The organism is Streptococcus sp. HMSC066E07, assembly GCF_001814695.1.
Lineage (GTDB): Bacteria > Bacillota > Bacilli > Lactobacillales > Streptococcaceae > Streptococcus > Streptococcus hominis.
Map to the genome: position 1 here is coordinate 1 of NZ_KV817415.1, position 25,828 is coordinate 25,828.

The window sequence follows — 25,828 nt, forward strand, 5'->3', positions numbered from 1 at the left end:
ATGCTGATACTTGTAATTGATTGTTAGTAAAGAAGCCAATGAACTCAACATTATACCCTCTTTTTTCAATAGAATAGACATTTCTAAGGATTGGATAAAGGATTTTCTTCTCGCCTTTTGATAATGTTGTTTAAATACTTCTTTAGTAATTACTTCTAAAGGCATTGTTCTGTACTCCTTAATCATTTGTAGTTTAATAAACAGAGCTGGTGAAGCTACAGAATAAAATTATTTCTTATTTGAAAACGTTTTTATTTTGAACTATTTTATCACCCAGAATTTAACCCTGTCAAAATATTTGCTCTTGAATTTTAACATTGTGAGACTGTTAACTTACAAAATCTTGTATTTATAAAAGAATATACAAACGAAATCCGTAGGAAATTCAGGTTTCTTACGGATTTTATTTATGACTTAGCTGATAAAAGAAAATAAAAAATTAGCAAAGAAGCATTTCCACTAAAAAATAAAAGACAAACCTACCAAAATGGTGATTTGTCTACAGTCTGAGATGTTAGTTCTATGACCAGTGAGTTTCAGGTGATATGCTATCGTTTTGACCATGTCTGTGGCATAAAGAGCAGGATCATTGGGTAAATTTCTAAACGCCCTGCAATCATGGCAAGAGAGAGTAAGAGTTTGGAAATAGGACCAAAGATTGCAAAGCTATCAGTTGTTCCTAACATTGGTCCAATGTTGTTGAAACAGCTAAGAACAGCACTGACGACTGTCATCAAGTTATTATTGTCTAAACTGACGATAAAAATGAGAAAGATGATAATCATCGTATACAGAACAAGATATTTTAAGATTTTATGCTGGGTGTCTTTGTCAATGACACTATGATTGACGTGCAGAGTCAATACCCGCTTTGGTGAGAGGGTGGACAATACTTGATTTTTAGCAATGCGAACCAGCATTAAGCAACGAACCACCTTTAAACCGCCGGCGGTTGAACCAGCGGACCCTCCTATGCACATGAGAATGAGAAGGATGAATTGAGAAAAGAGTGGCCAAGATGTAATGTCACCAAGCCCAAAACCGGTAGTGGTGATAATGTTAGATACTTGAAAAAGAGAAACTTCTAAGGTCTGGGAAAGATTTTGATAAATATGGAAAACATTGAGACAGATGAATATAGTTGCAGATGTTACAATAATGAGATAAGTTCGCAATTCTTCATCGCCAAAGAATGCTTTAAATTTCCTCAATAGTAAAAAGTAATAGAGATTGAAATTCACTCCAAAGATAAGTACTCCAAAACTGACTAGATACGTAATGAGAGAGCTGTTATAGTGAGCAATACCATCATTGTAAACTGCGAAACCTCCTGTTCCCGCTGTTCCCATGGCAATGATAAAACTATCAAATAAAGGCATTCCTGCCAGATAATAAATCACTACAAAAATAGCAAAAAGTGCTAAATACAGCAAATAGAGAATTTGTGCAGTGTCCTTTAATTTAGAGACAACTTTCCCAAAAACAGGACCAGGAACTTCTGCTCGCATCACTTCCAAATGGCTATTTTTATTATTTTCCATAATAGCAAGAGCAAAGACAAGTACTCCCATACCTCCGATTAAGTGGGTAAAACTGCGCCAAAAGAGGAGGGAATGCGACAAAACAGAAACGTCTGGTAAGATTGAAGTTCCAGTTGTTGTAAAGCCTGAACTGATCTCGAAGAAAGCATCAATGAGATGAGGAATTTGTCCCGAAAAAACAAAAGGAAGAGCTCCAAAAAAGGACCAAAGTATCCAGCATAAGGCGACAATCAGGACCCCTTCTTTGGCATAAATGTGATGATTTTTAGGTTTAAAAGAGATACCTAAAAATCCGACTGCTAAGAGAATACCAATTGTGGTGCAAATTGAGAGCAGGTTTTGATTGGGTTCATGATAGATAAACGCTACAATGAGTGGAATTAGCAGTAACCCTGCTTCAATGATTAACAATTTTGAGAGGAGGAAACGAATCATACTTCTATTCATGGCTTACCTCTCTAACAAATCATATATTTGTGTGATATTTTGGATCAGAGTTGTGACGATGATTTGGTCACCGATTTGAATGTGGTCTTCCCCCATTGGGAAAATAGGTTTTCCATTTCGGATAATGGCAGCAATCAAGACACCTTTTTTCAGTTTGAGGCTGGAAAGTGGTCTTCCAGTCATTTTATTTTCTTCCTTTATTTGAAATTGCAGAGTTTCAAGTTGTCCATTGGCAAGGTGGTGCATGGCCTGTAAATCAGAATATTGAGCATTCATACGTCCGCGGACAAAGTGCATAATCGTGTCAACAGCAATTCTCTTTGGTGTTACAATGCTTGAAAATTCCTGACTATCAATGATTTCAAGCAAGCTAGTCCGATTGACTTTCGTGATATTTTTTTGCACACCCACGCTTTCAAGGAACATAGATGAAATGATATTTTCCTCATCGACACCAGTCAAAGTGGCAACAGCGTCATAGTGCTGCGCACTTTCTTCCAGAAGAATATCTTTTGCAGTACCGTCACCTTGAACGATATGTAAATGTGGAAATTCTTGACTAAACCATTCAGCATGTTTTGGATTGATTTCAATCACTTTTAGTTTGATTTTGCTATTTTTTAAAATATTAAGTAGATAGTAGGCGATTTTTCCTGCACCAATGAGCATCAAACTTTTAATGACTTTGGGTCGCACGAAATTATGGAAAAGAATGACTTCTACCCGATTTCCGGTGACATAGATAATATCATTCTGCAAAATGGTAATTTCACCGTCTGGAATGAGCAATTGTCCATTGCGGTTAATGGCACAAATCAAGACATTGCCAAATTTTTTGCGAAATTGAGACATGGTCATCTGACAGAGGTCACTATTTTGCTTAACTTTAAATTCCATTAAGCTGACGCGTCCATTGGCAAATCGCTCAACAGAGAGCGCATTTGGAAATTCAATGATATTTGCAATATAGCGTGCTGCTAGTAATTCAGGATTGACTATGAGAGAGAAACCAAGGATATTTTTTTCTTTAAAATAAGAATTAGAATACTCTGGATTGCGCACTCGGACAATCGTTTCTTTTGCTCCCATTCTTTTTGCCAACACAGCTGATACCATATTGACTTCGTCATGCTCTGTCATGGCAATGAAAATATCGCAATGCTCTACATCAGCTTGCTCTAAAATTTTAAAATTGGCACCGTTACCAACAATGCCCATAATATCATAACGCTTGGTGATGCGATTCAGTACGGCTTCGTTTTGCTCAATGAGAATCACATCGTGTTTTTCAGCCACAAGTGAACGACAAAGTGCAGAGCCTACTTTACCGCCACCAACGACAATAATTTTCATGTTATACCTCCCAAGTATCCCCCTCTATCATACCCTTTTTTTGCAAAAATTTCATCGTTTTGAAGAAAGAAAAAGAGATATTTTATTCAGAAGAGTCTAGTAATTGAAAATAAAAAGATAAAACTTGAAAATTCGTCATATAAATCTAGAAAATATGAAAAAATAAAGCTTTTTTTGTTGACATGTGCTAAGAAAGTGATATACTAAGAAAGTACCCTCATTGATTTACCTCAAACCTGTTGTGATGTAAGTTAATGAGCCTTAAACCACGCTGTCTGCTGAGCTTGACTCCGGGCAGTGTGGCTATTTTTTTGCTTGGTAGCAATCACAGTTCACTAAGATAGATGAGAAGGCTATAACATATGACAACATTTCAAAATCACATTGTTCTTTTTGAACCACAAATTCCTCAAAATACAGGAAATATCGCACGGACTTGTGCGGCGACCAATTCGCCTCTTCATATCATTTTACCAATGGGATTTCCGATTGATGACCGTAAGATGAAACGAGCTGGCTTGGATTATTGGGATAAGCTGGACATTACTTATTATGACAATTTAGAAGAGTTCATGAGTAAAATGGACGGACAATTGTATTTGATTTCTAAGTTTGCGGAGAAAGTTTATGCAGAAGAAAATTTTGCAACTGCTGGAAATCACTATTTCATGTTTGGGCGTGAGGATAAGGGATTGCCAGAAGATTTTATGCGTGCTCATTCTGAAAAAGCCCTGCGGATTCCGATGAATGATGAACATGTCAGAAGTCTGAATTTGTCAAATACAGTCTGTATGCTGGTGTATGAAGCCTTGCGGCAACAGAATTTTGCAGGTTTGGAGCTAGTACATCACTATGCACATGACAAATTAAAATAGGATTTCTTAAAAGAATGGACGACATCGGATAAAATGCTTGCTCTAGCAGGCTTTTTTTGTTATGATTAAAGGGTCTTCAGGGCAGGGTGAAATTCCCGACCGGCGGTAATTTACAGCCGTTGACAATCTTTTGTTTTTATATAGCGTTGGAGTTTCATGGTATATCTTTGTAGTGCCACTTCATTTAAAAACAAAATTTTTGCCAACTGGATAGCTGTTTTAAGTCCGCGAGCGTAAGCTGATGTGGTGCAATTCCACAACCGACAGTACAGTCTGGATGGGAGAAGACGAAAGGCAATGAAGAAGGTCTAAAATTACAGCTTTTAAATTTTATTTAAGGAGATTTTCTTATACTATTTCAAAGGTTTCGTTGATTTTGAGAAACCATTCTTCAGTAAGCCTTCCAACTTCTCTAATTTTTATAAATTGGAGGAACCTGTTATGACACATACACGCAAAATGGCTGTTGTTGCCATTCTTTCAGCAATTTCATTTTTGCTGATGTTCTTTGATTTCCCGATTTTACCGGGGGCTAGCTTTTTAAAGCTAGATTTCAGTATTTTACCAATCCTACTGGGATTAGTGGTGCTGGACTTAGGTGGTGCTTTGAGCATTTTATTGGTTCGTTCGGCGCTCAAACTGCTGCTGAACAATCAAGGCGTCAATACTTATATTGGCTTGCCGATGAATATCATTGCGGTTGCTGTTTTCGTAATTGCTTTTGCCTTGATTTGGAAAAAAGAGCAAACCACCGTTCGTTTTCTAATCGCTTCTGTGGCGGGGACACTGGGATTGACTGTGGCAATGCTTCTTTTGAATTATATCTATGCAATTCCGCTATACGCAACGTTTGCTAATTTTGATATTTCAAAGATTCTGGGCGTGGCAAACTATCTATTTGCAATGGTCATTCCATTTAATCTATTAGAAGGTGTGGTTTTTGCAGTTGCCTTCTGGCTCATTCATTTGCTTTTAAAACCGATTTTAATCAAATATGAAAAATAAACAAACTTTTTTAACCAAGGGCTCTTTTGCCCTTTTGCTTTTTGTAATTCTAGGATACGTTGTTAAGTTTCATTCAGGTCAATTAAAAGGAATTGATAGTCTACTTCAAACGACTTTGCGTGGCAATTTGCCACATGCATTGACCGTGTTTTTTTCTAGCTTGACCAGTCTGATCAATACTCCTGTTATTGTAACTTGGGTTGCTCTTTTACTTGGGATTTTCCTTTATAAAAAATGGTGGAGTGAGGCTTTGCTGTTGGGAGGCAATCTGGTGTTAACAGGATTGTTGGTCAAGTTATTAAAGGGCGTTTATCAACGTCCACGTCCTGTACTTCAACATTTAGTGGTAGAAAGTGGTTTTTCTTTTCCAAGCGGACATGCCTTGGCTTCGACTTTAATCTTTGGTACTTTGTTGATTATTGTTAGCCAACGAGTGCAAACCGTACAGACAAAACGTTTATTGCAAGGTTTATTGATTACGATGATTCTTCTCATTGCAATGTCACGTGTTTATCTGGGTGTGCATCATCCGACAGATGTTTTAGGAAGCCCTTTATTAGGAGTGGGGATTTTATATATTGAATTTCCATACTATGATAAGGTGCGCTTCCAATGGCGTTTTGCAGGAAAGCAAAAATAGATTGTTAGCAGACAGTTTAGAGGAGGCAGGGTGGCAAAAGTTTTAGATAAACGTCTGATTCTTCAAATTTTGTCAATAGTTGAGCAGATTCCTGTGGGAAAAGTGACTACCTATGGACAAATTGCGCATTTGATAGGGCGAGAAAGAAATGCTCGTTTGGTAGGTCGCGTCCTGTCTCAGGCTGGACTTTATGGGAAGTATCCTTGCCATCGTGTGGTTAATTCCGCAGGACGCTTAGCGCCAGCGTGGGAGGAGCAGAGACATCTCCTTTGGGCCGAAGGAGTGACTTTTAAAACGAATGGCTGTGTGGATTTGAAAAAGCACCAATGGAAGCCAACGGACATTAGTAAAGTGTAAATGGAACTCCGAACGCGAGTTCTGTTTTATTTTGTGGTACAATGAAAGTTATGAAACCATATAATTCGTTAAATGCTTATTATCGAAAACTATTTGGAGAGAAGACCTTTAAAGTTCCGATTGATGCTGGCTTTGATTGCCCTAATCGAGACGGAACGGTAGCTCATGGTGGCTGTACTTTTTGTACGGTATCTGGGTCAGGTGATGCCATTGTAGCACCAGAAGCACCGATTCGTGAGCAATTTTACAAGGAAATTGATTTTATGCATCGAAAGTGGCCTGAAGTCAAGAAATATCTAGTTTATTTTCAAAATTTCACCAATACCCATGATAAGGTGGAGGTCATTCGTGAGCGATATGAGCAAGCCATCAATGAGCCAGGAGTTGTAGGTATTAACATTGGAACCAGACCAGACTGCCTGCCTGATGAGACGATTGCTTATCTAGCAGAATTATCTGAACGCATGCATGTGACGGTAGAGCTGGGCTTGCAGACGACTTATGAAGCTACTTCGCAATTGATTAACCGCGCACATTCCTATGAATTATATGTTGAAACGGTTCAACGTCTGCGGAAATTTCCAAAAATCGAGATAGTTTCTCACTTAATCAATGGCTTACCTGGTGAAACTCACAAAATGATGATAGAAAATGTTCGCCGCTGTGTGACAGACAATGACATTCAAGGGATTAAATTACATCTTTTGCATTTAATGACCAACACACGCATGCAACGAGATTATCATGAAGGACGCTTGCAGCTGCTTAGCCAAGATGAGTATGTTTCAATTGTTTGTGACCAATTAGAAATAATCCCTAAGCATATCGTCATTCATCGGATTACAGGCGATGCGCCACGAGATATGTTAATTGGCCCTATGTGGAGCCTCAACAAATGGGAAGTTCTCAATGCGATTGAACAGGAAATGAACCGTCGCGGCAGCGTTCAAGGGTGTAAAGCAAAGGAGCAACGATTTATATGTTAAGACCATTACAAATGGCACATGCTTTTTTAGAGGAAGTAGTGACTGATGAAGACATTGTCGTTGATGCCACTATGGGCAATGGGCACGACACGCTTTTCTTGGCACGATTGGCTAAAAAAGTCTATGCTTTTGATATTCAAGAGCAAGCCATTGAGCAAACCACCAAGCGCTTGGCAGAAGCTAAATTGGACAATGTTGAACTGCTTTTGACAGGCCACGAAAATGTGGATCAATATGTTGAAAGCATTAAAGCGGCTATTTTTAATCTAGGCTATCTTCCGTCGGCAGATAAGTCGGTGATTACGCAACCACATACAACGATACAGGCCTTAGAAAAATTATGTCAGCGTTTAGTAATTGGTGGTCGGATTGCAATCATGATTTATTATGGGCATGAAGGTGGTGATGTGGAGCGAGATGCAGTTTTAGACTTTGTCAGTCAATTGCCGCAGCAGGAATTTACTGTCGCCCTTTATAAAACAATCAACCAAATCAATCAGCCCCCTTTTTTAGTGATGATTGAGAAATTAAAAATGACCTAAGTGGAGAGAAAAATGGATAAGCAATATCTACATGAAAAATTGAACTGCTTACGCAGTCAATATCTAGATTCAACCAATGGAGAAATCTTAGCAAAGCAAGTAAATGATGTGCAGATGAGCAAAAAAATGCTTCGGATTAAGAAAAAATTAGTCAATCTTGAAATGGAGCGCTGTCAAAAAATGATTGAGCATCGCGATTTATCGAAAATTGAGCAAAAAATCTCCGAGCAGAAGATGCTTTTTGAAAAATGCTGTCAACAAAAATAAAGGAGGAAAATGTGGATTTACTCCTTTATATTATTATCTTTTTATCTGTTCTGATTGTTTCAAATGCCACCAACAAGCTATTTCCAAGCTTGCCGACGCCACTCATACAAATTCTATTAGGGATTGGCTTGGGATTTTTCATTCCAGTTGGAACGTTTCATTTAGAGACGGAGCTGTTTCTAGCTTTAATCATTGGGCCGCTACTGTTTCGAGAAGCAGAAGAAAGCGATATTACCAGTATTCTTAAGCACTGGAAGATTGTTGTTTATCTGATTTTTCCAGTTATTTTTCTATCAACTCTGAGTCTTGGCTTTTTGTCACATTGGCTATGGGTGTCCCTTCCTCTTGCAGCGTGTATCGCGGTTGGAGCCGCCTTGGGTCCGACTGATTTAGTGGCTTTTGCGTCCTTATCTGAGCGCTTTACCTTTCCAAAACGTGTAGAAAATATTTTGAAAGGGGAGGGCTTGCTAAATGATGCGAGCGGGTTGGTTGCCTTTCAATTTGCCCTGACGGCTTGGACAACAGGGAAATTTTCAGCTCAGGAAGCCAGCACCTCACTTATCCTTTCAATCATTGGCGGTTTTATTGTGGGTGGTCTAACTGCTTTTTTAAATCGTCAGTTGCAAAAGCTGCTGTATACGGTGCGAGCCTCAGACACAGCAGGAGAGTTGTTGTTAGAATTAAGTTTACCGTTGCTGACATTCTTTTTAGCCGAAGAACTCCATGTATCAGGGATTATTGCAGTTGTCGTGGCAGGGATTTTTAAGGCTAGTCGTTTTAAAAGGATTACTTTATTAGAGGCTCAAGTTGATACCGTGACAGATACGATTTGGCAAACTGTCACATTTATGCTGAATGGATCGGTCTTTGTCATTTTAGGAATTGAGTTGGAAACGATAGCTGAACCCATTTTGAAAAGCCCAGTTTATGATAATCTCTGGCTCCTTCTGACGATTCTTTTGCTGACGATTGTGCTATTTGTCATTCGTTTTGTCATGATTTATGGCTTTTATTTCTGGAGAAGCCTATGTTTGAAAAAGAAAATGTCGAAATATTGGAGAGATATTGCTCTGTTAACTTTTTCAGGCGTAAAAGGAACCGTATCCATTGCAACCATTCTCTTGATTCCAACAGCTTTAGAGCAGGAATATCCTCTTTTGCTTTTCTTGGTGGCTGGAGTTACATTGCTTAGTTTTTTGACAGGACTGGTAGTGTTGCCTCGTTTATCAGAAAATAAGGAAGAATCATCAGACTACCTCATGCATATTGCTATTTTAAATGACGTTGTCCAAGAATTAGAAGAAGATTTGAAGCATACCAAAGTCAAAGCTCCGCTTTATGCGGCTATTGATAATTATCATGGACGAATCGAGCATCTTATTCTGGAGCAGGAAGGCAAATCTGTTCAAAAAGATTTGACAGATTTACAATTGCTGATGCTGAGTATTGAAAGTGACGGTTTGGAACAAGCCTACGAAGAAAGAAAAATGAGTAACCGTGCCTATTCCATTTACCAACGTTATTTATGGAATATGGAGCAAAGAATCAACCGCAATCTTGCTTCGCGCTTCACTTATTTTTTGATTAGCTTTTTCAGAATGACTCGCTTATTGCTACATGAGATTGTTACGTTTGGCTCTACTTTCCGTAATTGGCTCAATCAAGATAGAGCAAAGCCTAGTAAGGCTGAAAGAGAAGAGATTGCCGAACTGTATCTAGCCAATACAGAAGTGATTATCGGCAGTTTAGAAAATCTGAAGGGCGTTTATAATACTGCGCTTATCAATTTCTTGCAAGATTCGCGTATCCGTGAGACAGCAATTATTGAAAGCGGTGCTTTTATTGAGCGGGTTATCACGCGTATCAAACCGAATAATATCAAGGAAATGCTGCGAGGTTATTATTTGGAGCGGAAGATTATTTTTGAATACGAACACGAAAAGCTGATTTCAGCTAGTTATGCAAAATTTCTCCGTCAAAATGTCAATAATTTAGAAAATTATTCTCTCAAAGAAACCGCCAATACATTACCATACGACATGATGAACTATGTCAGACAGAAATAAAACGGGAGTGGATTGAGCACTTAGTTGCGAATTCACTCTTTTTTAAACAAAAAAATAAGCCTTGACGGGCTTATTTAGTTGGGATGGATATTTCAATGAGGTTCGTTGAATAGAGTGTCTTAATTCGAGAAGCGTCAATCGATTTTGTATCAATTTTTCGTTTCAGAAAAAATTCTCGAATTTTTTCAACTTCTTGTTCACGGATAGCGCGGTGTTTATTTGAAATCAGAATTTCATAATGAAAAGGTGCTTGCGTAAAGACGACGTCTGTATTTCCAGCGGAAAAAGTCTCAACTAGTGTAGCATCTGTACTTTCTAATTGACTTTGTACAAGGCGTGCATGGCTGTTTGTCGTGTTAATAAGCTTCATCTGACTTCCTCCTATATTCTATTCCTATTATAGCACTTTTTCATAAAAAATGTGAACAATTTCTCATACTTTATGATTCTTTTTCCACATTTCAATTCCCCATTTATGACTGCCACGTTTTAATTTGGAAATAGCTTCTTCGATTGGAAACCAGGCGAGCTGATTAAAATCTTCTAAAGGTGCATGCGATTGCTTATATTGGCTTATTTCATAAATGTAAGCAGGGTTATAAAAATAGGTATCGCGGTGGCGAGAATAAAAATATTCATCTGCTTGTCCGTAATATTGACCGATTTGAGCAGTAAAACCAAGCTCTTCAATCAGTTCACGTTTTAAGGCAGTTAAGCGATCCTCATCTTGCTCAATCTCGCCTCCGGGCAAGAACCAAGCGCCGTTGGGGGCTTGCACTAAAATTATCTTTTCTTGCTTTTCATCTGGAATAACTGCATAAACGCCATAGCGATTCACATATTGAACGTCTTCTTGCTTTTCTCCAAAAGTTGCGACTGTCATATCGTTTCCACTCTTTCTTATATGCTACTAATATCATAATGCAGAAATCAAGTGCTGTCAAGGCTTTCAAGCATTTTAAGGTTCAAATTTGAAAATATCTGCTGTATATAAATTGAGCACTTTTTCAAAGAGAAGACGGAAAAGAATGGCAACGACTGTTGGGATGACAAGCCAAGCTAAGATTGCCAGTCCCATGGGAAGTCCGCCTGTAACAGAAGCGAAGAGTCCAGTCAGACCAACTAATCCAAAACCTGCTGATGCAGGCGTCCCGGTAATGGTGAAGAGCGGAACCAACAGACCAGTAACAGCAGAGGTTGCGACAATAGGAACATAAGAGATTGGGTGCTCAAAGACATTGGTCATCATCATTTTCATTGAACCAAGGGCGACAGCAGCAGTTACACCAGGTTTATTGACGAAGAATGAATGAACAACAAGTACGATACAAGTTGTTCCGACCCCCATAGCAGAAGCACCGGCAGCGAGTCCATTTAGTCCAATGGCAAGACCGATTGCAACAGTTGAGATTGGAGCCACGATTAAGATAGCAAAAGTAACACAGATGAGAACACTCATTAAGTAAGGCTGAAGATCCGTAAAGTAGATGATTCCTTGCCCGATTAAGCTAGAAATCATTTTGACATAAGGAAGTGTGAATAGCCCCACAGTCGCAAGAAGCGATCCAACGATTGGAAGAAGAACAAAATTAAAGGATTCAAATTTTCCTTCTAGCCAGAGCAATACGAGGACGCTGAGGGCACAAATTAGCATGACATTGATAATGTCCCCTGTACCAGTCGTGTAGAATCCAGTAACCATTTTGTTTGCAGTTGCGGTAATTTCAGCAGGGGCTTTTTGCTTTTGGAGATATCCTAATAACTCCGTTGCTCCAGCTAGTTTGCTAGAAGTACCAGAACTAACAAAAGCAATGGCTGCTAGAAGCGCAGCTTTCATTCCTTTGAAATTAAATTCCAAGGCAACCAGCGTTCCAATTACGGCTGATAAAGTGACTTGGAAAAGAACGTTAGCCACATTCCAAGTTGCAAAGAAAGCATTATTTTTGAAAAAGTCTAAAGAGAAAATAATGGCAAAGATACAGTTAGGCAGCAAGGCTACGATAACACCAATTGCGGTTCCGTTTAGAACTTTATGCAAAAATGATTTAGGGGTAAGTGATACGGTTGTGTTTTCTTTTGTCATAAAAAACTCCTTTATTTTTGAAAAATAAAATCCGCCCTATCCCAAATGAGAATAAGGCGGAGTCATGTAAAAACGGAGATGATTATCCCATTTTAAAACGGTAGCTACGCCTTGATAAAATACTATAAATAATGATAATAATAGCTATCATCAACATAACGTAACTCCTTTTTTATTTTTCTTGTTGTCTATTATAACATCTTATTCCAAAAAAACAATAGAAAAATTGAAATTTTCTGATTATTTTGAAAAAACAGAATATCTATTATAAAAAATATGGGAAAACAGAAGAAAAATCTTCAAATAAATTTTACTTTTATATAAAAGTTGACATCAAGCGACAAGTTTCTTTTGTTATACTCATGATAGAAAAATGAAAGGAGCAAACAAATGAAATATGAATGGAGAAAATTAGATAAAAAACTTTATCAAGTTCCAAAAAATTCTGTGGTCATTGAACACCCTGTGCAGTCATTTATCATGTTAAATGGTCAAGGAAATCCAAATAAAGCTGACTTTTCAGAAAGGGTTTCTGCTCTTTATTCCCTCGCTTATGCGATTAAAATGGAGTATAAAAAAACTGCTCATCATCAGGAATTTACTGATTTTACCGTTTACCCTTTGGAAGGGATTTGGCAGCAAACAGAATCAGAGAAGACTTTGGTAAAAGACGACTTAGTTTATACGATTATGATTGCCCAGCCAGAGTTTATTACAAATGAAATAGTTGAAACAGCTCTCGTAAAAGTAAAAGTGAAAAAACCAAATCCGTTTTATAATGAGATTCGCTTTGAACGAATAAGCGAAGGAAGCAGCGTTGCAATGCTTCATGTAGGACCATTTGACGATGAGCCACAGACCTTCGCGAAAATGGATGCTTTCTGTCAAGAAAATGGGTTAAAACGCTGTACAGCATATCATCGTGAAATTTATTTGAACAATAAAAATCGCACCACTCCAGAGAAACTAAAGACAATTTTGAGATACAGTGTTCAGTAACTAAAAAGTCACTCCCTAGACTTCTAAGGAGTGACTTTCATGTTTAATTAGCATTGTCATCTGCTGGTGTTTGGATTTCTTTGTCGGTTTCGTTTTCAGTTTTTTTAGCTGATTTGATGACAATTTTGCCGTTGCTTGTCATGACAGCCTTGAGTTCTTTTTCATTTGGGTGTTCAAGGTAGTAGTCAGTAATGGCGTCTTCGATGTGATCTTGGATTGTCCGACGGAGCGGACGAGCTCCCATTTTCGGATCGTAACCCAAATTAACTAATTTTTCTTTGACTTTGTCTGTCACGTCGAGGTGAATGTCATTTGTTGCAAGCCGTTCATTAACATCTTCAAGCATCAAGTCTACGATTTTTAGGAGATTTTTCTTATCAAGGGACTTGAATTCGATAATACCGTCAAAGCGGTTCATAAATTCTGGACTGAAGAAGTTGCCTAATTCACCGAGAACAGAGTTAGTCCGTCCTTCACGCGCTGCTCCAAAGCCAACATTTGCTTCGACTTTGCCAGTACCAGCGTTTGAAGTCATAATGATAATCGTATCTTTAAAGCTAACTGTGCGCCCTTGTCCGTCTGTCAGACGTCCGTCGTCAAGAACTTGCAGGAACATGTGCATGACATCTGGGTGCGCTTTTTCTACTTCGTCAAGTAAAATGAGAGAGTAAGGATTGCGGCGTACGCGCTCTGTCAATTGTCCGGCTTCTTCGTAGCCAACATAGCCTGGAGGTGCTCCAACGAGTTTGGCTACGCTGTGTTTTTCCATATACTCAGACATATCAAAGCGAATCATGCTGTCAGCTGAACCAAAGAGCTCAATCGCTAATTGTTTAGAAAGTTCTGTTTTACCGACACCGGTTGGTCCGACAAAGAGGAAGGAACCAATTGGTCGATTAGGAGAGCCAAGTCCGACACGATTACGGCGAATGGCTTTGGCAATTTTATCAACGGCATTATCTTGACCGATGACATGAGCTTTCAAATCATCAGCTAGACTAATCAGTTGCGATTGTTCCTTTTCTTTTAGGTCACCAACTGGGATATTTGTTTTTTGCTCAATGATATGCTCAATGGTTTTTTCACTGATAATAGGTGTATCTTGGTCTGCCATTTTATTTTGCTGCATTTCTTTGTATTTGGCAATTTGGTCACGGAAATAGGCAGCTTTTTCAAAATCTTCATCACGAGTAGCTTGTGCCTTGAGATTTTCAGCTTTTACCAAGCGTTGATCAATAACTTTGGGATCAACAAAATTAAGTGTCAAATTCATTTTAGAACCTGCTTCGTCTAGCAAGTCAATAGCCTTATCTGGCAAGAAACGATCTTGGATATAACGATTGGATAAGACAGCTGCCGCTTCAATGGCATCATCTGTATATTTAACGTGATGATAGTCTTCGTATTTTTTTTGAATGCCCTTTAAAATAGTAATGGTTTCTTCAACCGTTGGTTCATCCACTTTTACTGGCTGCATCCGGCGTTCCAGTGCTGCATCTTTTTCGATAATGCGATACTCATTGAGAGTTGTGGCACCAACTAATTGAAGCTCACCGCGAGCAAGAGCAGGTTTTAAGATGTTACCGGCATCCATATTCCCATCTCCAGCTGCACCAGCTCCAACGATTTCATGGATTTCATCAATGAATAAAATCACATCCTGACGAGAACGGATTTCTTCCATGAGTTTTTGCATTCGTTCTTCAAATTGACCACGGATACCAGTTCCTTGCACTAGGCTGACTACATCTAAACGGATGACTTCTTTTCCTTGGAGTTTGTGTGGAACATCACCGTCCACAATTTTCTGAGCCAAGCCTTCGACAACTGCTGTTTTACCGACACCGGGCTCTCCGATGAGGACAGGGTTGTTCTTCGTTCTACGATTGAGGATTTCAATGACGCGGACGATTTCCTCATCGCGACCGATGACAGGGTCAATTTCACCGCGCCGAGCAAATTCGGTTACATTGATACCAAATTCTTCTAGGAGGCCTTTAGGCTGTTGCGGAGCTTGCTGGCGTGCACCTCCACCTTGATTGGAACCGTAACCTCCATTGCCGTAACCGCCTCCAGATTGAGTAGGAGGGGTCTGCGGTTCTTGATGATTTTGAAAATTCCCTAGATTGCTAAAGAAATCATCAAAAGGGTCTAAATTATTTTGATTGTTCATATTGGTCATGCCACGAAATAAGGCATTATTTGGATCTGTTTTCATGATTTGATAACAATTTTGACAGAGGTCAACTTGGTGTTGTTTTCCATTCACATTCGTGTAAAGGTGAATGGTTGATTCATTTATTTTACAGTTTTGACAAAGCATGTGCTACCTCTTTCTTTTAAAATTTGTTTGACTGATACCAATTGGTCAATAATAGTCAAACTTCTTAGTCTTATTATATCAGTATTCTAAAACATTGCAAGAATAAAGTGTTAAAAGACAGATTTTTGTACTGAAGCGTTTCATTTTGTGTTAAATTTATCAAAAACAGGGCTTTTACTGGTATTTCATCTTTCATTTGTGGTAAAATAGTAACGTATAAATGAATAGGAGAAGGAAAATGGAATCACATTTAGTAAGAATTATCAATCGTTTAGATGCTATGACAAAAGATGGCGGCAATTTGAAACGTAATTTTGAACGTGACGGGGTTGTTGTAGCAGAAGTAGCTTATAGCTATGATGAAGAAAATGGCTCAGTATTCACTCTTCGCGATGTTGCAGCGCGTGAAACCTATACTTTTGATAGCATTGATTTGATTGCTATGGAAATTTATGAATTGTTGTATTAATTTGCTAGTCTCTAATAAGATATCCTCTAGGCACCTGCTTAGGGGTATTTATTTTGCAATAATTTTTGCCTATCTACCTTAGAATTGTCAGAAATTCTTAGAAAAAAGTGGTATACTAATGGTGATAGTAAGCATATTTCTTGACAAACAGAAAAGGAGATAGTATGGATTTATCTCGGATAACATTATTAACAGAATATGAAATTGTCGGAATCGATCTGGAGGAAGCGAGCGTCCGTCATTTAGCAGATTTAGGGATTAAGATAGGCAGTTTTATTCAAATCATTTCAAAAACAAATGATACAGCCATTCTCTTAGTTCGAGCTGCTAGGATTGCTTTGGACAAATCTATTTTGGAAAAGTTGGACGTTGTTCTGAAAGATAGCAATCGCTCAGCTCTTCCTTTATCTGAGTTAGCTGTTGGAGATGTGGCGTATATAGAAGCAATTCATGCAGAGGGTGCTTTAAAACGGAGGCTGATGGACATGGGATTGACGAAAAATACAAAAGTTCAGTTGCAGAAGGTTGCACCATTAGGTGATCCACTAGAAATTAAGTTGAGAGGCTACGATTTGACATTGAGAAAGTCAGAAGCGAGTCTGGTTAGTGTTGTGAAAGGTGAAAAGGAAGCAAAAGGATGAAAGAATTAGCGCTTGCGGGAAATCCGAATAGTGGAAAGACTAGTTTATTTAACATTCTAACCGGTAGTAGCCAGCATGTGGGAAATTGGCCTGGGGTAACGGTTGAAAAGAAAAGTGGGTTATTTCGCAAAAATAAAGAAATCATTATCCAAGACCTACCGGGAATTTACTCCTTGTCTCCTTATACATCAGAGGAAATGGTCAGTAGAAATTATCTTTTAAGCGGTAATGCAGACGGGATCTTGGATGTAGTTGACGCAACCAATTTGGAACGAAATCTGTATTTGAGTTTGCAATTGATTGAGACGGGGATTCCGGTTGTGCTGGCTTTAAATATGAGCGATGTCGTTGAAAAACAAGGAAAATGGATTGATACAGAAAAATTAAGTTACCAACTGGGTGTGCCGGTCGTAGCGACTAGTGCTTTGAAAAAGACAGGGATTGACCAAGTCATGCAGCAGGCCATGCGAGTGATGAACCAGGCAGAGGAGGAAGTTTATCCAGCTTACGACAATCATTTTGAAGCGGCTTTGTCAGAAATTATCCGTATTTTGGGGAATGCAGTACCTCAAAAACAAGCTCGTTTTTATGCCATTAAGCTTTTTGAACGTGATAAAGAATTATCTGAACAGCTGGCATTGTCTGATTTTCAAAAAACAGAGATTGAAGATGCGATTCGGATTACGGAAGAAATCTACACAGAAGACGCAGAGAGTATTGTTGTTAATGCGCGCTATGAGTTTATTGAATCGGCAGTCAAAATGGCTCTGCAAGCCGATGTTACTAAATTAAGTTTGTCGGATAAGATTGACCGTATTGTGACCAATCGTTATTTAGCCTTGCCGATTTTTGCGCTTGTTATGTGGTTGGTGTATTTCCTCTCTATTCAAACGATTGGAACGATGGGAACGGATTGGACAAACGATGTTCTCTTTGGAGAATGGATTCCAAATGGTGTTAAATCATTGCTAGAGCAATTAGCTGTAGCTGACTGGCTTCAATCTTTAATCATTGATGGGATTATCGCAGGCTGCGGAGCTGTGCTAGGCTTTGTGCCTCAGATTTTTGTCTTGTTTGTCTGCTTGGGCATCTTGGAAGACATCGGCTATATGAGCCGGATTGCTTTCGTCATGGATCGTCTATTTAGACGGTTTGGATTGTCTGGAAAATCCTTTATCCCCATGTTGATTTCGACGGGGTGTGGCGTTCCTGGTGTCATGGCGAGTAGAACCATTGAAAATGAACGTGACCGTAGAATTACCATTATGACAACAACCTTTATGCCTTGTTCTGCCAAGTTGCCGATTATTTCCTTGATTGCGGGAGCTTTCTTCCCCAGCAATCCTTGGATTGCACCAAGTGCTTATTTTGTCGGAATGGGAGCCATTGTTTTATCGGGAATTGCTCTGAAAAAGACAACGAGTCTCGGTGGAGCAGTAGCGCCCTTTATCATGGAGTTGCCGAGTTACCACCTGCCACAAGTCAAAACGGTTTTGCGCTATGCAGGGCAGAAGGCTTTGAGCTTCATTAAGCGTGCTGGAACGATTATTTTTGTGACCAATATTTTCATTTGGTTTGCTAGTTCCTATAACTTTGGCTTGCAGGCGGTTGAGACGGAAGATAGTATCTTAGCGGCATTAGGAAAGGGGCTAGCTTGGATCTTTAGCCCTCTTGGCTTTGGAAATTGGCGAGCAACGGTTGCGGCTATTACCGGCTTATTAGCTAAAGAGACGGTGATTTCGACTTTTGGAATCTTGTATAAAGTGACAGACGCGACAGAGACTACCAAAGAGTTGTGGACCAATCTTCAACAGCATTATACGGCACTTTCCGCTTACTCATTCCTTGTCTTTAATCTGCTCTGTGCTCCTTGTTTTGCAGCGATTGGTGCGATTCATCGGGAAATGGGCAATGCAAAGTGGACGTGGATTGCCATATCTTTCCAAACGCTATTGGCTTATAATGTTAGTCTTGTGATTTATCAGTTTGGTCAAGCGTTGCTATATGGAAAAGGAATATCTTTTGGGACTATTTTTGCTTTATTCGTTGTAGCAGTTGGTCTCTATTTCATCTTTAGAAAACCACGGAAAGAAAAAATAGAAGTTATCACTTTAGATAGTCTGACACATCAAACAGTATAGGAGAAACTATGTCAACGATTATTGTATTTGTTATTATTTTATTTCTAGCAGGTGCAGCTATGCACCATATCATTAAGGGAAAAGGAAGTTGTGGCAATTGCGACTGCCAATGTGAAATCAAAGAAAAAATGAGACATAAATAATATACCTGAGTGATTGGGTAAATTAAATCAATATAGTTTCATCTCATCCGCCGAGCTGACGGAGCCAATCAAAACAGTTTCATCCTGTCTGCCGGGTTGATGGAGCAAACCAAAAGTAGTTCATCTCGTCCGCCGGGTCGACGTGGTAAACTAAAAGTTATTTATCTTTTCGACTGGGTCGACAGAGCCAACCAATCCAAAGCGGTTCATTTTATCGACCAAGTCGACAAAGAGAACCTCACGTCATTTCATCCGATAGTCAGTCCAGCTGTCTATAAAATAAATCGGTCCGTCAACTTAGCTGACGGACCGATTTTGTCTGAACTCATTGATCTCTTATTTGCTGTTATCTCCCATTAGCAAGTCTTTTGGTTGCTTACTAAGGAGCGTGATTGAAGCAATGAGGACGGAAACAATGATAATGGCAAGTCCAAAGATGACCACCTTGGTCATATCATCAGGAGATACATGTACATTGAGGCTAGTGAGGGTCTTGTTAAAGCCATCCACTTCAGCCCCGCCTCCAAGATTGGCGCTCTTACCTTCTCGAGCTAGTTTTTCAGCAATACCACTGGTAACTTGTTTTAAAATGCTATTTCCCATCACCTTGCTGACAGCACTACCTGCAAAGTAAGCACCAATGAAGCTAAATATACTTACAAAGAGAACTTCTGTGATAAATTGGAAGAAAATCTTTGTTTTGCTAATTCCCATTGAAAGCATGATTCCCATTTCTTTTCTACGACCATTGATCCATAAGAACAATACTAGCGTCAGAACAATTGCACCAAAGATTAGAGTTCCGATTAAGAGGTTTCCAGTAACGCCGTAAATACCGTTAATAGAAGATTGAAGTGCAGGGAAGTTGCTTGTACTCTTAACAAGGGTGTAGGCTTCCCAATCAATAGATGATATTTCTTTTACTTTCGCCATCACTTTATCAATATCTTGGCTACCATTTACAAAGAAAGTAGCATCTTGATAAATAGCGTTTTTATCCGTTGAACCTTGTAAAGTTTTAGTCGTTTCTAAGTCTGTGATAAAGGTATTTTCATACAATTCTTGAGGACTAGAAACGCCTCCTTTATTTTTCCCGTCAAAAATTCCGATAACTGTCACTTTAGTAGTTTTATTAGCTTTGCGAACGTTATCATAGTCATAAGTATTCGATTTTATATTAATCGTATCGCCGACTTTAAGTTTGTTCTTTTCTGCAAAATCTTTATGAATTAAAGCAACATTTTTGTCATTTTTGTTGATATGTCTACCTTCAACTAGTTTGAAGGTTTCTGCGGTAAATTTATCATCCTTCGATGAATCGTTGATACCTGTTGCCATAATGGCACGACCGAATTTTTGTTTTCTATCTTCGCTTTCAAAGTCGGTTTCTCCAGATTCAACCAATTGGTGATCAATTAAGTCAGCGACAACATTCATTCGTTTGATGTAGCCAGAGATACCTTTAACTTTTTCCACAGCTTCGATATCTTCGCCTTTAAGATTTCCTGCTCCGCGTGGTGTTCCTGGATTGACCTCACGGTTGATCTGCATGGAAAAGCTGCTGGTAATATTTTTAAATGTTTCTTTTGAAGCAGCGTCAGTCGCATTTTTAACAGCAATGCTGCCTAAGGTTAAGGTAGAGATGGCTAGCAGGATGAAAAAGATAATCAAGCTTTTGATTTTCTTGCGCCAGACATAAGCCAAAGCGTTTTTTATTGGTAACATATCATTTCTTCTCCTTGGTGTATCATTTCGCTTTCTTAGTGACTTCCACTAAGTTTTTATTTTTTAATTCGAGGACAACATCTGCTTGATCAGCCAGCTCTTTGCTGTGTGTCACCACAATGACACATTTATTCTTCTCTTTGGCAGAGGTGATAAGAATGTCAATAATGTCCATGGCAGTAGCAGCGTCTAGATTCCCTGTTGGTTCATCGGCTAAGATAATAGGGGCTTCTGATGCCAAAGCACGTGCAATAGCCACCCGTTGCTGCTGACCGCCTGATAATCGTAATACGTTACGATGGATTTCTTTTTCGTTGAGTCCAAGTTGTAGTAAGCTATCTTTATTTGCTTGAGAATTCACGAGTCGAACATTCTCCATCGGAGTTAAGTAATCGATTAAATTATAATTTTGGAAAACCAGGGAGATTTGTTTCCGTCTGTGATGGTTATAGCCTTTTTGAGCGATGTCTTGATCTTCAAAGAGGATTTTTCCTTTTGTAGGAGTATCAAGTCCTGCAAGAAGGGAAAGTAAGGTTGATTTTCCTGCACCAGATTTCCCTATAATAGCATAAAATTTTCCTTCTTCAAATGAAGCTGTGATTTGATTCAATACATTTTCTTGTAGGCTATTGTATTGGTAACTAACTGAATCCATTTTTAAAATTGTCATGTTTTGTCTCCTTAACTTATATCGGTTAAAATATCTTTTGGTTTTTTATGTAGGATAATAGAAGATGAACCTACTACTGCAAGTAAAATAATGATGAGCAGTATTCCATAAGTCATCAGAATAGTAGAGGTATGTAAGTGCGGAACGATATTTTCAAAAATAGCAGATGAGCTATCTTGTTGTTGACCGCCTTTTATAAACCCTTTGAATACCATAGTGGAAATATAAGAGCCACTAATAGAAGCTAGTGCCATACTAAATACTGATATGATAACCAGTTCCAGTATGAATTGAGAGATAATCATCGCTTTTGAAATACCGAGAGATAATAGTACTCCGATTTCATAAATTCGTTCTCTCAACCAGAACATGAGAATCAAGGAAAGAACGATGATACTTCCAATAATGATACTGAAAGTTAAAACATTAATAATCTGTTTGAAACTGGTAACAGAAGAAGAAACTGCTTCAAAAGCCTTAGAATTTTTAACAAGATCAGTTTGCTTCCAATCAATTTTTGACTTTTTGACTGTATTGATGACTTTATCAATTTGATTTGGATTTGATACGAAATAAACGGCTGCAGATAATTTATAATCAGCTGGTTTGTAGTCCTGTAAGTATTGGCTCGATTCATAGTCCATATAGACAGTATTTTCTGTCGCATCTGAGCTTAAACCTGTTTGTTTCTCTTCTTTTTTTCCAGAGAAGATACCAGCAATTTCAAACTCTACTTCATGGAGTTGTTTAGCATCCTCATCCTTTAAGGAAGCTCCCTTTAGTTTTAGTTTATCTCCAACCTTTAAATGGTTCTTTTTAGCTAATTTTTCATGGATGAGAATCTTGGATTTATCGCCTTTACGAATTGGCTTTCCTTGTTCAAGTTTGAAAACACCACTTGCAAAGGTTGTTTCTAGAGTAGAATCACTTGTTCCTAATGCAGCAACCAGATTGTTGAGGACAGGGTTTTGATTGTCTCTTATAACACCTTGTTTTTTCTTGACAACAGTTTTATCTGTCAAACTTGCTAAAGCATCGTATTTGAAGTTGAATTTTGAAATTTCTTTATTCTCAAGTAATTTTTCTGCTGTTTTTAGTGAAAGTGGTCGTTCAAGTGTTTTGCTAGTTATTGTAAAGCCAGTATTTGATGCGTCATAGATTTTCTTTTCGATATTATTAGTCGTTCCCATAATAGAAAAGCTACTAGTTAAGGCAGTTGAAATGAGAGTAAGTATCAGAAATACAAGAAGAGTTTTAACTCTTTTTCTACTGATGTAATTCAAAGCCTGCTTGGCTATTTGCATAATTTTCTTCCCTTCTATATATTTTAAACTAAATCGGTACCGTGTTCTATGTTAAAGCAGTTACCTTAAAATAGTTTTAAGGTTTAAGGTAATTTTAAGTTTTTTGGCTCCTTTTTTTCTGTTTTTTGTGTAAATTTTCATAAAATGGTAGAAAAAGGGGGAAAGACAAGGTTGGTTTCGCTCTATAACTTTCTATAAAATAAGTCTATAGGGCAAATGAATGAATTTCTGCTATAATAGAATGAAGAAAATAGAAATGAGAGTTATATGGCAAAAATAATTGACGGAAAAGCTTTGGCAGAAAAATTACAAGCACAATTAGCGGAGAAAGTTCGTAAACTAAAAGACCAAACAGGCTTGGTACCTGGACTTGTAGTGATTTTAGTGGGCAATAACCCAGCTAGTCAAATCTATGTGAGAAATAAAGAGCGGTCAGCTTTGGCTGCAGGACTGCGAAGTGAAGTGGTGCGTCTGCCAGAAACAACAACCCAAGAAGAGCTGCTGATTTTGATTGAAAAGTACAATCAAGATCCAGATTGGCATGGGATTTTAGTTCAATTGCCGCTGCCAAAGCATATTGATGAAGAGGCGGTACTGTTAGCAATTGACCCTGATAAAGATGTGGATGGCTTTCACCCAATGAATATGGGACGCCTTTGGAGTGGTCATCCTGTCATGATTCCCTCCACACCTGCTGGCATTATGGAAATGTTTCATGAGTACGGTGTAGAATTAGAAGGTAAACGTGCTGTTGTCATTGGACGGAGTAACATTGTCGGAAAGCCTATGGCACAGCTTTTACTTGCTAAAAATGCAACAGTAACTCTGACGCATTCACGGACACATCACTTGTCAGAGATTACAAAAGAAGCTGATATTTTAGTTGTCGCTATCGGTCGTGGGCATTTTGTGACTAAAGATTTTGTCAAAGAAGGCGCGGTCGTGATTGATGTTGGCATGAACCGTGATGAAAATGGTAAGTTGATTGGTGATGTGAAATTTGATGAAGTATCTGAAATCGCGAGTCTCATCACTCCTGTACCAAGAGGGGTTGGTCCGATGACCATTACTATGCTCATGGAGCAAACTTATCGAGCTTGCAAGCGGAGTTTGAAGAAATAGAATGCGACATGTCTATTTCTTTTATGGTAAAACAAAGGTAAACAAGGGTGTCACTTCTCTACTGGCATAGGTGAAGGGAGCAAACATGGAAGTAGTAGGCTATACATTATTGAAAAAGATTATTCAGCCACGTGCGCTCAATAGTCACAAGGGAGATTACGGTCGTTTGTTGTTGATTGGCGGGACGTATCCTTTTGGTGGAGCGATTATCATGGCAGCCTTAGTGGCAGTTCATAGCGGAGCTGGTCTAGTGATGGTTGCGACGGATAGAGAAAATATCGCAGCTCTTCACGCTCATTTACCAGAAGCAATGGCTTTTGATGTACAAGATAAAAAGCTATTGTCCGAGCAAGTCCAAAAAGCAGATGTAGTATTGATTGGACCAGGTTTAGCTGAAAGTAAACTTGAAAAAGCCACTTTACGGTTGATAGTGGAACTTGTCAGTGAACATCAAGTTTTCATCATGGACGGTGGGGCTATTTCCCTCTTTAGCAAAGAAACTCTGCCATTTCCAAAAGCACAGACGATTTTTACCCCGCATCAAAAAGAGTGGGAGCGGTTGAGCGGACTAAAGATAGCTGAGCAAACGGTTGAAAAAAGCCAAGAAGCTGTTAATTCTTTTCCTGTTGGAACTATCGTTGTTCAAAAGAAGCACGGAACGACTATTTTCCAAAGTGGAAATGCAGATTATTTCCAACTGAACATAGGCGGCCCTTATCAAGCAACGGGTGGCATGGGAGATACTCTTGCAGGCATGATTGCAGGCTTTGTAGGGCAGTTCAAGACTAGTTCTTTACTGGAACGTGTAGCAGCAGCAGTCTATCTGCATTCAGCCATTGCAGAGGAGTTAAGCAAAGAAAACTATGTAGTCTTGCCAACAGAAATCAGCAAAGAAATCCCTAAGTGGATGAAGAAGCTAGCTAAAAAAGAAAATATGTTATAATGAAAAAGCCTACAAAAGCATTTAAAAAATTGGAAAGTTTAACTTTTATTAGCTATTTATAAAAGTAATATTTAGCTCATGAGGCTTAGTACAAGTTGAAAGGGAGAATGAACTTTTTCAATATCCACTATCTTATGAAAATCCATTGCATCTAATGAGGTTGAGATTTTTATCTTGCCCTTATTTTTTTGTCTTATAAAAATGTCACTTTTCTTTCTGAAAATGTAAGTTTATGTAATGGAAAGAATGGGAAATTTTCGATAAGATAATGCTTGTTGAAAAAAATGAAATGAAGAATTTATGATGTTACAATCTTTAAAGAAAGTATCAAATGCAACGAACTTGAAATTTTTAGCCATTTTTCTTATGTTTTTAGATCATATTCACGAAATGTTTGGTGCTTTTGGCGCCCCGATGTGGCTAACAATGCTCGGGCGCATCGTTTTTCCTCTTTTTATGTTTTTGGCAGCTGATAGTTTTTATTATACGCATAATCGAAAAGCTTATTTGAAACGGTTGCTCTTTATGACATGGTTTATGATTATTGGGAACATGATTGTCAGTCACTTTTTCACTAATGGTCAAGTTTGGCTGGCGAATAATGCTTTTGGCGCCTTTTTCTTAGTGGGCATATCTAGCTGTGCTTGGGATTTGATGGTTGAGGGTATGAAAGAAAAGAAACTTTATTCATTCTGGAAAGGATTGGGCCTTTTTCATTTACCGATTCTTCTGGCTCTGCCAGCTTTGTTTCTATCGGGTTATCTAGCTAGTGAAAATATATCACCTCTTATGGTTCAAATTATTGCTTTTTTTATCATGGCTATTCCGAACATTCTCGTGGTTGAAGGAGGGGATGTCATGGTTTACCTTGGTCTTCTCTTTTATCTCTTCCGCAGACACCGCATAGCATAAATGGCGGTATTAACACTAGTCTCTTTATTCGTGTATCCAACAGATCCAACGTCTGTACAATGGATGATGGTTTTTGCGGTTATTCCAATGTATTTTTACAACGGTGAAAAAGGTCGTGGTATGAAGTTATTTTTCTACATTTTCTATCCTGCACATATCTATTTTTTGTATATTTTAGCAAGTTTGTTGGGCTAGGTTCTGCTTAAGATATGGGAAACTAGTCTTTCCTTTTTCGTTGAGGGATGGAAATGATTTTTTATAGATTGTTTGGTAT

26 protein-coding genes and 1 riboswitch are annotated in these 25,828 nt (G+C 38.5%); of the genes, 17 read left to right on the top strand and 9 right to left on the bottom strand.

Annotated features, from left to right (window positions below; translation table 11 throughout):
* Positions 1 to 548: 548 nt before the first annotated feature.
* Complete coding sequence (locus HMPREF2984_RS01380) at positions 549 to 1,988, bottom strand: TrkH family potassium uptake protein (RefSeq protein WP_070670099.1); 1,440 nt, start codon at positions 1,986 to 1,988, stop codon at positions 549 to 551.
* Positions 1,989 to 1,991: 3 nt separating this feature from the next.
* Entirely contained in the window at positions 1,992 to 3,341 is a 1,350-nt protein-coding gene (gene trkA / locus HMPREF2984_RS01385; RefSeq protein ID WP_003030226.1) for a Trk system potassium transporter TrkA, read from the bottom strand.
* Positions 3,342 to 3,703: 362 nt separating this feature from the next.
* On the opposite strand from trkA, the gene HMPREF2984_RS01390 reads away from it, so the two are divergent.
* From HMPREF2984_RS01390 to HMPREF2984_RS01425, 8 genes are all read left to right on the top strand, one after another.
* Complete coding sequence (locus HMPREF2984_RS01390) at positions 3,704 to 4,216, top strand: tRNA (cytidine(34)-2'-O)-methyltransferase (protein WP_021001954.1); 513 nt, start codon at positions 3,704 to 3,706, stop codon at positions 4,214 to 4,216.
* A gap of 68 nt (positions 4,217 to 4,284) precedes the next feature.
* Positions 4,285 to 4,509, top strand: a riboswitch (FMN riboswitch).
* Positions 4,510 to 4,657: 148 nt separating this feature from the next.
* Positions 4,658 to 5,221, top strand: a complete 564-nt coding sequence (locus HMPREF2984_RS01395; protein WP_049534573.1) for an ECF transporter S component — start codon at positions 4,658 to 4,660, stop codon at positions 5,219 to 5,221.
* Positions 5,211 to 5,861 carry a phosphatase PAP2 family protein gene (locus HMPREF2984_RS01400; protein ID WP_003030223.1) on the top strand — a complete coding sequence of 217 codons (651 nt, stop codon included), beginning with the start codon at positions 5,211 to 5,213 and terminating at the stop codon, positions 5,859 to 5,861. Before HMPREF2984_RS01395 ends, HMPREF2984_RS01400 begins: the two co-directional genes overlap by 11 nt.
* A 30-nt stretch (positions 5,862 to 5,891) precedes the next feature.
* The gene (locus HMPREF2984_RS01405) at positions 5,892 to 6,218 is read left to right on the top strand and encodes an MGMT family protein (protein ID WP_070670101.1); all 327 of its coding nucleotides are present in this window, start codon (positions 5,892 to 5,894) and stop codon (positions 6,216 to 6,218) included.
* A gap of 41 nt (positions 6,219 to 6,259) precedes the next feature.
* Complete coding sequence (locus tag HMPREF2984_RS01410) at positions 6,260 to 7,204, top strand: tRNA modification radical SAM protein MnmL/YtqA (protein ID WP_070670103.1); 945 nt, start codon at positions 6,260 to 6,262, stop codon at positions 7,202 to 7,204.
* Positions 7,198 to 7,746, top strand: a complete 549-nt coding sequence (locus HMPREF2984_RS01415) for a tRNA 5-(aminomethyl)-2-thiouridylate-methyltransferase MnmM (RefSeq protein ID WP_003041422.1) — start codon at positions 7,198 to 7,200, stop codon at positions 7,744 to 7,746. Before HMPREF2984_RS01410 ends, HMPREF2984_RS01415 begins: the two co-directional genes overlap by 7 nt.
* A 12-nt stretch (positions 7,747 to 7,758) precedes the next feature.
* Positions 7,759 to 8,013, top strand: a complete 255-nt coding sequence (locus HMPREF2984_RS01420) for a hypothetical protein (protein WP_070670105.1) — start codon at positions 7,759 to 7,761, stop codon at positions 8,011 to 8,013.
* 11 nt (positions 8,014 to 8,024) lie between these two features.
* Complete coding sequence (locus HMPREF2984_RS01425; RefSeq protein WP_003030218.1) at positions 8,025 to 10,079, top strand: cation:proton antiporter; 2,055 nt, start codon at positions 8,025 to 8,027, stop codon at positions 10,077 to 10,079.
* A gap of 70 nt (positions 10,080 to 10,149) precedes the next feature.
* Here the strand turns inward: HMPREF2984_RS01425 and HMPREF2984_RS01430 are convergent, their stop codons facing one another.
* The 3 genes from HMPREF2984_RS01430 to HMPREF2984_RS01440 all read right to left on the bottom strand — a co-directional run bounded on the left by HMPREF2984_RS01430 (position 10,150) and on the right by HMPREF2984_RS01440 (position 12,162).
* The gene (locus HMPREF2984_RS01430; protein ID WP_003023675.1) at positions 10,150 to 10,449 is read right to left on the bottom strand and encodes a DUF1827 family protein; all 300 of its coding nucleotides are present in this window, start codon (positions 10,447 to 10,449) and stop codon (positions 10,150 to 10,152) included.
* 63 nt (positions 10,450 to 10,512) lie between these two features.
* Positions 10,513 to 10,962, bottom strand: coding sequence for an NUDIX hydrolase (locus HMPREF2984_RS01435; protein ID WP_070670107.1), 450 nt, complete (start codon positions 10,960 to 10,962; stop codon positions 10,513 to 10,515).
* 75 nt (positions 10,963 to 11,037) lie between these two features.
* The gene (locus HMPREF2984_RS01440) at positions 11,038 to 12,162 is read right to left on the bottom strand and encodes a PTS sugar transporter subunit IIC (RefSeq protein WP_070670109.1); all 1,125 of its coding nucleotides are present in this window, start codon (positions 12,160 to 12,162) and stop codon (positions 11,038 to 11,040) included.
* Positions 12,163 to 12,552: 390 nt separating this feature from the next.
* Between HMPREF2984_RS01440 and HMPREF2984_RS01445 the strand changes: the two genes are divergently transcribed.
* Entirely contained in the window at positions 12,553 to 13,161 is a 609-nt protein-coding gene (locus HMPREF2984_RS01445; RefSeq protein WP_070670111.1) for a GyrI-like domain-containing protein, read from the top strand.
* Between the two features lie 43 nt (positions 13,162 to 13,204).
* On the opposite strand, the gene HMPREF2984_RS01450 is transcribed toward HMPREF2984_RS01445, so the two are convergent.
* Positions 13,205 to 15,484, bottom strand: a complete 2,280-nt coding sequence (locus HMPREF2984_RS01450; RefSeq protein WP_070670113.1) for an ATP-dependent Clp protease ATP-binding subunit — start codon at positions 15,482 to 15,484, stop codon at positions 13,205 to 13,207.
* A 238-nt stretch (positions 15,485 to 15,722) separates the two neighbouring features.
* Here HMPREF2984_RS01450 and HMPREF2984_RS01455 point away from each other — a divergent pair, with 238 nt between their 5' ends.
* From HMPREF2984_RS01455 to HMPREF2984_RS09320, 4 genes are all read left to right on the top strand, one after another.
* Positions 15,723 to 15,953, top strand: a complete 231-nt coding sequence (locus HMPREF2984_RS01455) for a DUF1797 family protein (protein ID WP_003023686.1) — start codon at positions 15,723 to 15,725, stop codon at positions 15,951 to 15,953.
* 164 nt (positions 15,954 to 16,117) lie between these two features.
* On the top strand, positions 16,118 to 16,594 hold the full coding sequence (locus HMPREF2984_RS01460; protein WP_003030197.1) for a FeoA family protein: 477 nt from the start codon (positions 16,118 to 16,120) through the stop codon (positions 16,592 to 16,594).
* Positions 16,591 to 18,735, top strand: a complete 2,145-nt coding sequence (gene feoB, locus HMPREF2984_RS01465; protein WP_003030196.1) for a ferrous iron transport protein B — start codon at positions 16,591 to 16,593, stop codon at positions 18,733 to 18,735. Before HMPREF2984_RS01460 ends, feoB begins: the two co-directional genes overlap by 4 nt.
* An 8-nt stretch (positions 18,736 to 18,743) precedes the next feature.
* Positions 18,744 to 18,878 (top strand): FeoB-associated Cys-rich membrane protein, encoded by a 135-nt coding sequence (locus tag HMPREF2984_RS09320; protein WP_003030194.1) that lies wholly within the window; start codon positions 18,744 to 18,746, stop codon positions 18,876 to 18,878.
* Between the two features lie 336 nt (positions 18,879 to 19,214).
* On the opposite strand, the gene HMPREF2984_RS01475 is transcribed toward HMPREF2984_RS09320, so the two are convergent.
* Genes HMPREF2984_RS01475 through HMPREF2984_RS01485 form a run of 3 tightly spaced genes read right to left on the bottom strand, consistent with a single transcriptional unit; the run spans position 19,215 to position 22,577 of the window.
* The gene (locus HMPREF2984_RS01475; RefSeq protein WP_021001940.1) at positions 19,215 to 20,603 is read right to left on the bottom strand and encodes an ABC transporter permease; all 1,389 of its coding nucleotides are present in this window, start codon (positions 20,601 to 20,603) and stop codon (positions 19,215 to 19,217) included.
* A gap of 22 nt (positions 20,604 to 20,625) precedes the next feature.
* The gene (locus HMPREF2984_RS01480; RefSeq protein ID WP_070670115.1) at positions 20,626 to 21,273 is read right to left on the bottom strand and encodes an ABC transporter ATP-binding protein; all 648 of its coding nucleotides are present in this window, start codon (positions 21,271 to 21,273) and stop codon (positions 20,626 to 20,628) included.
* 11 nt (positions 21,274 to 21,284) lie between these two features.
* On the bottom strand, positions 21,285 to 22,577 hold the full coding sequence (locus HMPREF2984_RS01485) for an ABC transporter permease (protein ID WP_070670117.1): 1,293 nt from the start codon (positions 22,575 to 22,577) through the stop codon (positions 21,285 to 21,287).
* 267 nt (positions 22,578 to 22,844) lie between these two features.
* On the opposite strand from HMPREF2984_RS01485, the gene HMPREF2984_RS01490 reads away from it, so the two are divergent.
* From HMPREF2984_RS01490 to HMPREF2984_RS01505, 4 genes are all read left to right on the top strand, one after another.
* Complete coding sequence (locus tag HMPREF2984_RS01490) at positions 22,845 to 23,699, top strand: bifunctional methylenetetrahydrofolate dehydrogenase/methenyltetrahydrofolate cyclohydrolase (protein ID WP_070670119.1); 855 nt, start codon at positions 22,845 to 22,847, stop codon at positions 23,697 to 23,699.
* 85 nt (positions 23,700 to 23,784) lie between these two features.
* On the top strand, positions 23,785 to 24,642 hold the full coding sequence (locus HMPREF2984_RS01495; protein WP_070670121.1) for an NAD(P)H-hydrate dehydratase: 858 nt from the start codon (positions 23,785 to 23,787) through the stop codon (positions 24,640 to 24,642).
* A 300-nt stretch (positions 24,643 to 24,942) separates the two neighbouring features.
* Complete coding sequence (locus HMPREF2984_RS01500) at positions 24,943 to 25,554, top strand: TraX family protein (RefSeq protein WP_070670123.1); 612 nt, start codon at positions 24,943 to 24,945, stop codon at positions 25,552 to 25,554.
* Positions 25,555 to 25,749 (top strand): TraX family protein, encoded by a 195-nt coding sequence (locus tag HMPREF2984_RS01505; protein WP_142350436.1) that lies wholly within the window; start codon positions 25,555 to 25,557, stop codon positions 25,747 to 25,749.
* Positions 25,750 to 25,828 lie beyond the last annotated feature (79 nt).

What these genes read in the sequence shown, in the direction of transcription:
- feoB (WP_003030196.1), top strand. Translation starts at nt 16,591, where the DNA reads ATGAAAGAATTAGCGCTTGCGGGAAATCCGAATAGTGGAAAGACTAGT.
- HMPREF2984_RS01440 (WP_070670109.1), bottom strand. Translation starts at nt 12,162, where the DNA reads ATGACAAAAGAAAACACAACCGTATCACTTACCCCTAAATCATTTTTG.
- HMPREF2984_RS01395 (WP_049534573.1), top strand. Translation starts at nt 4,658, where the DNA reads ATGACACATACACGCAAAATGGCTGTTGTTGCCATTCTTTCAGCAATT.
- HMPREF2984_RS09320 (WP_003030194.1), top strand. Translation starts at nt 18,744, where the DNA reads ATGTCAACGATTATTGTATTTGTTATTATTTTATTTCTAGCAGGTGCA.
- HMPREF2984_RS01445 (WP_070670111.1), top strand. Translation starts at nt 12,553, where the DNA reads ATGAAATATGAATGGAGAAAATTAGATAAAAAACTTTATCAAGTTCCA.
- trkA (WP_003030226.1), bottom strand. Translation starts at nt 3,341, where the DNA reads ATGAAAATTATTGTCGTTGGTGGCGGTAAAGTAGGCTCTGCACTTTGT.
- HMPREF2984_RS01505 (WP_142350436.1), top strand. Translation starts at nt 25,555, where the DNA reads ATGGCGGTATTAACACTAGTCTCTTTATTCGTGTATCCAACAGATCCA.
- HMPREF2984_RS01420 (WP_070670105.1), top strand. Translation starts at nt 7,759, where the DNA reads ATGGATAAGCAATATCTACATGAAAAATTGAACTGCTTACGCAGTCAA.
- HMPREF2984_RS01490 (WP_070670119.1), top strand. Translation starts at nt 22,845, where the DNA reads ATGGCAAAAATAATTGACGGAAAAGCTTTGGCAGAAAAATTACAAGCA.
- HMPREF2984_RS01495 (WP_070670121.1), top strand. Translation starts at nt 23,785, where the DNA reads ATGGAAGTAGTAGGCTATACATTATTGAAAAAGATTATTCAGCCACGT.
- HMPREF2984_RS01475 (WP_021001940.1), bottom strand. Translation starts at nt 20,603, where the DNA reads ATGTTACCAATAAAAAACGCTTTGGCTTATGTCTGGCGCAAGAAAATC.
- HMPREF2984_RS01435 (WP_070670107.1), bottom strand. Translation starts at nt 10,962, where the DNA reads ATGACAGTCGCAACTTTTGGAGAAAAGCAAGAAGACGTTCAATATGTG.
- HMPREF2984_RS01410 (WP_070670103.1), top strand. Translation starts at nt 6,260, where the DNA reads ATGAAAGTTATGAAACCATATAATTCGTTAAATGCTTATTATCGAAAA.
- HMPREF2984_RS01485 (WP_070670117.1), bottom strand. Translation starts at nt 22,577, where the DNA reads ATGCAAATAGCCAAGCAGGCTTTGAATTACATCAGTAGAAAAAGAGTT.
- HMPREF2984_RS01390 (WP_021001954.1), top strand. Translation starts at nt 3,704, where the DNA reads ATGACAACATTTCAAAATCACATTGTTCTTTTTGAACCACAAATTCCT.
- HMPREF2984_RS01400 (WP_003030223.1), top strand. Translation starts at nt 5,211, where the DNA reads ATGAAAAATAAACAAACTTTTTTAACCAAGGGCTCTTTTGCCCTTTTG.
- HMPREF2984_RS01500 (WP_070670123.1), top strand. Translation starts at nt 24,943, where the DNA reads ATGATGTTACAATCTTTAAAGAAAGTATCAAATGCAACGAACTTGAAA.
- HMPREF2984_RS01430 (WP_003023675.1), bottom strand. Translation starts at nt 10,449, where the DNA reads ATGAAGCTTATTAACACGACAAACAGCCATGCACGCCTTGTACAAAGT.
- HMPREF2984_RS01380 (WP_070670099.1), bottom strand. Translation starts at nt 1,988, where the DNA reads ATGAATAGAAGTATGATTCGTTTCCTCCTCTCAAAATTGTTAATCATT.
- HMPREF2984_RS01460 (WP_003030197.1), top strand. Translation starts at nt 16,118, where the DNA reads ATGGATTTATCTCGGATAACATTATTAACAGAATATGAAATTGTCGGA.
- HMPREF2984_RS01450 (WP_070670113.1), bottom strand. Translation starts at nt 15,484, where the DNA reads ATGCTTTGTCAAAACTGTAAAATAAATGAATCAACCATTCACCTTTAC.
- HMPREF2984_RS01415 (WP_003041422.1), top strand. Translation starts at nt 7,198, where the DNA reads ATGTTAAGACCATTACAAATGGCACATGCTTTTTTAGAGGAAGTAGTG.
- HMPREF2984_RS01455 (WP_003023686.1), top strand. Translation starts at nt 15,723, where the DNA reads ATGGAATCACATTTAGTAAGAATTATCAATCGTTTAGATGCTATGACA.
- HMPREF2984_RS01480 (WP_070670115.1), bottom strand. Translation starts at nt 21,273, where the DNA reads ATGACAATTTTAAAAATGGATTCAGTTAGTTACCAATACAATAGCCTA.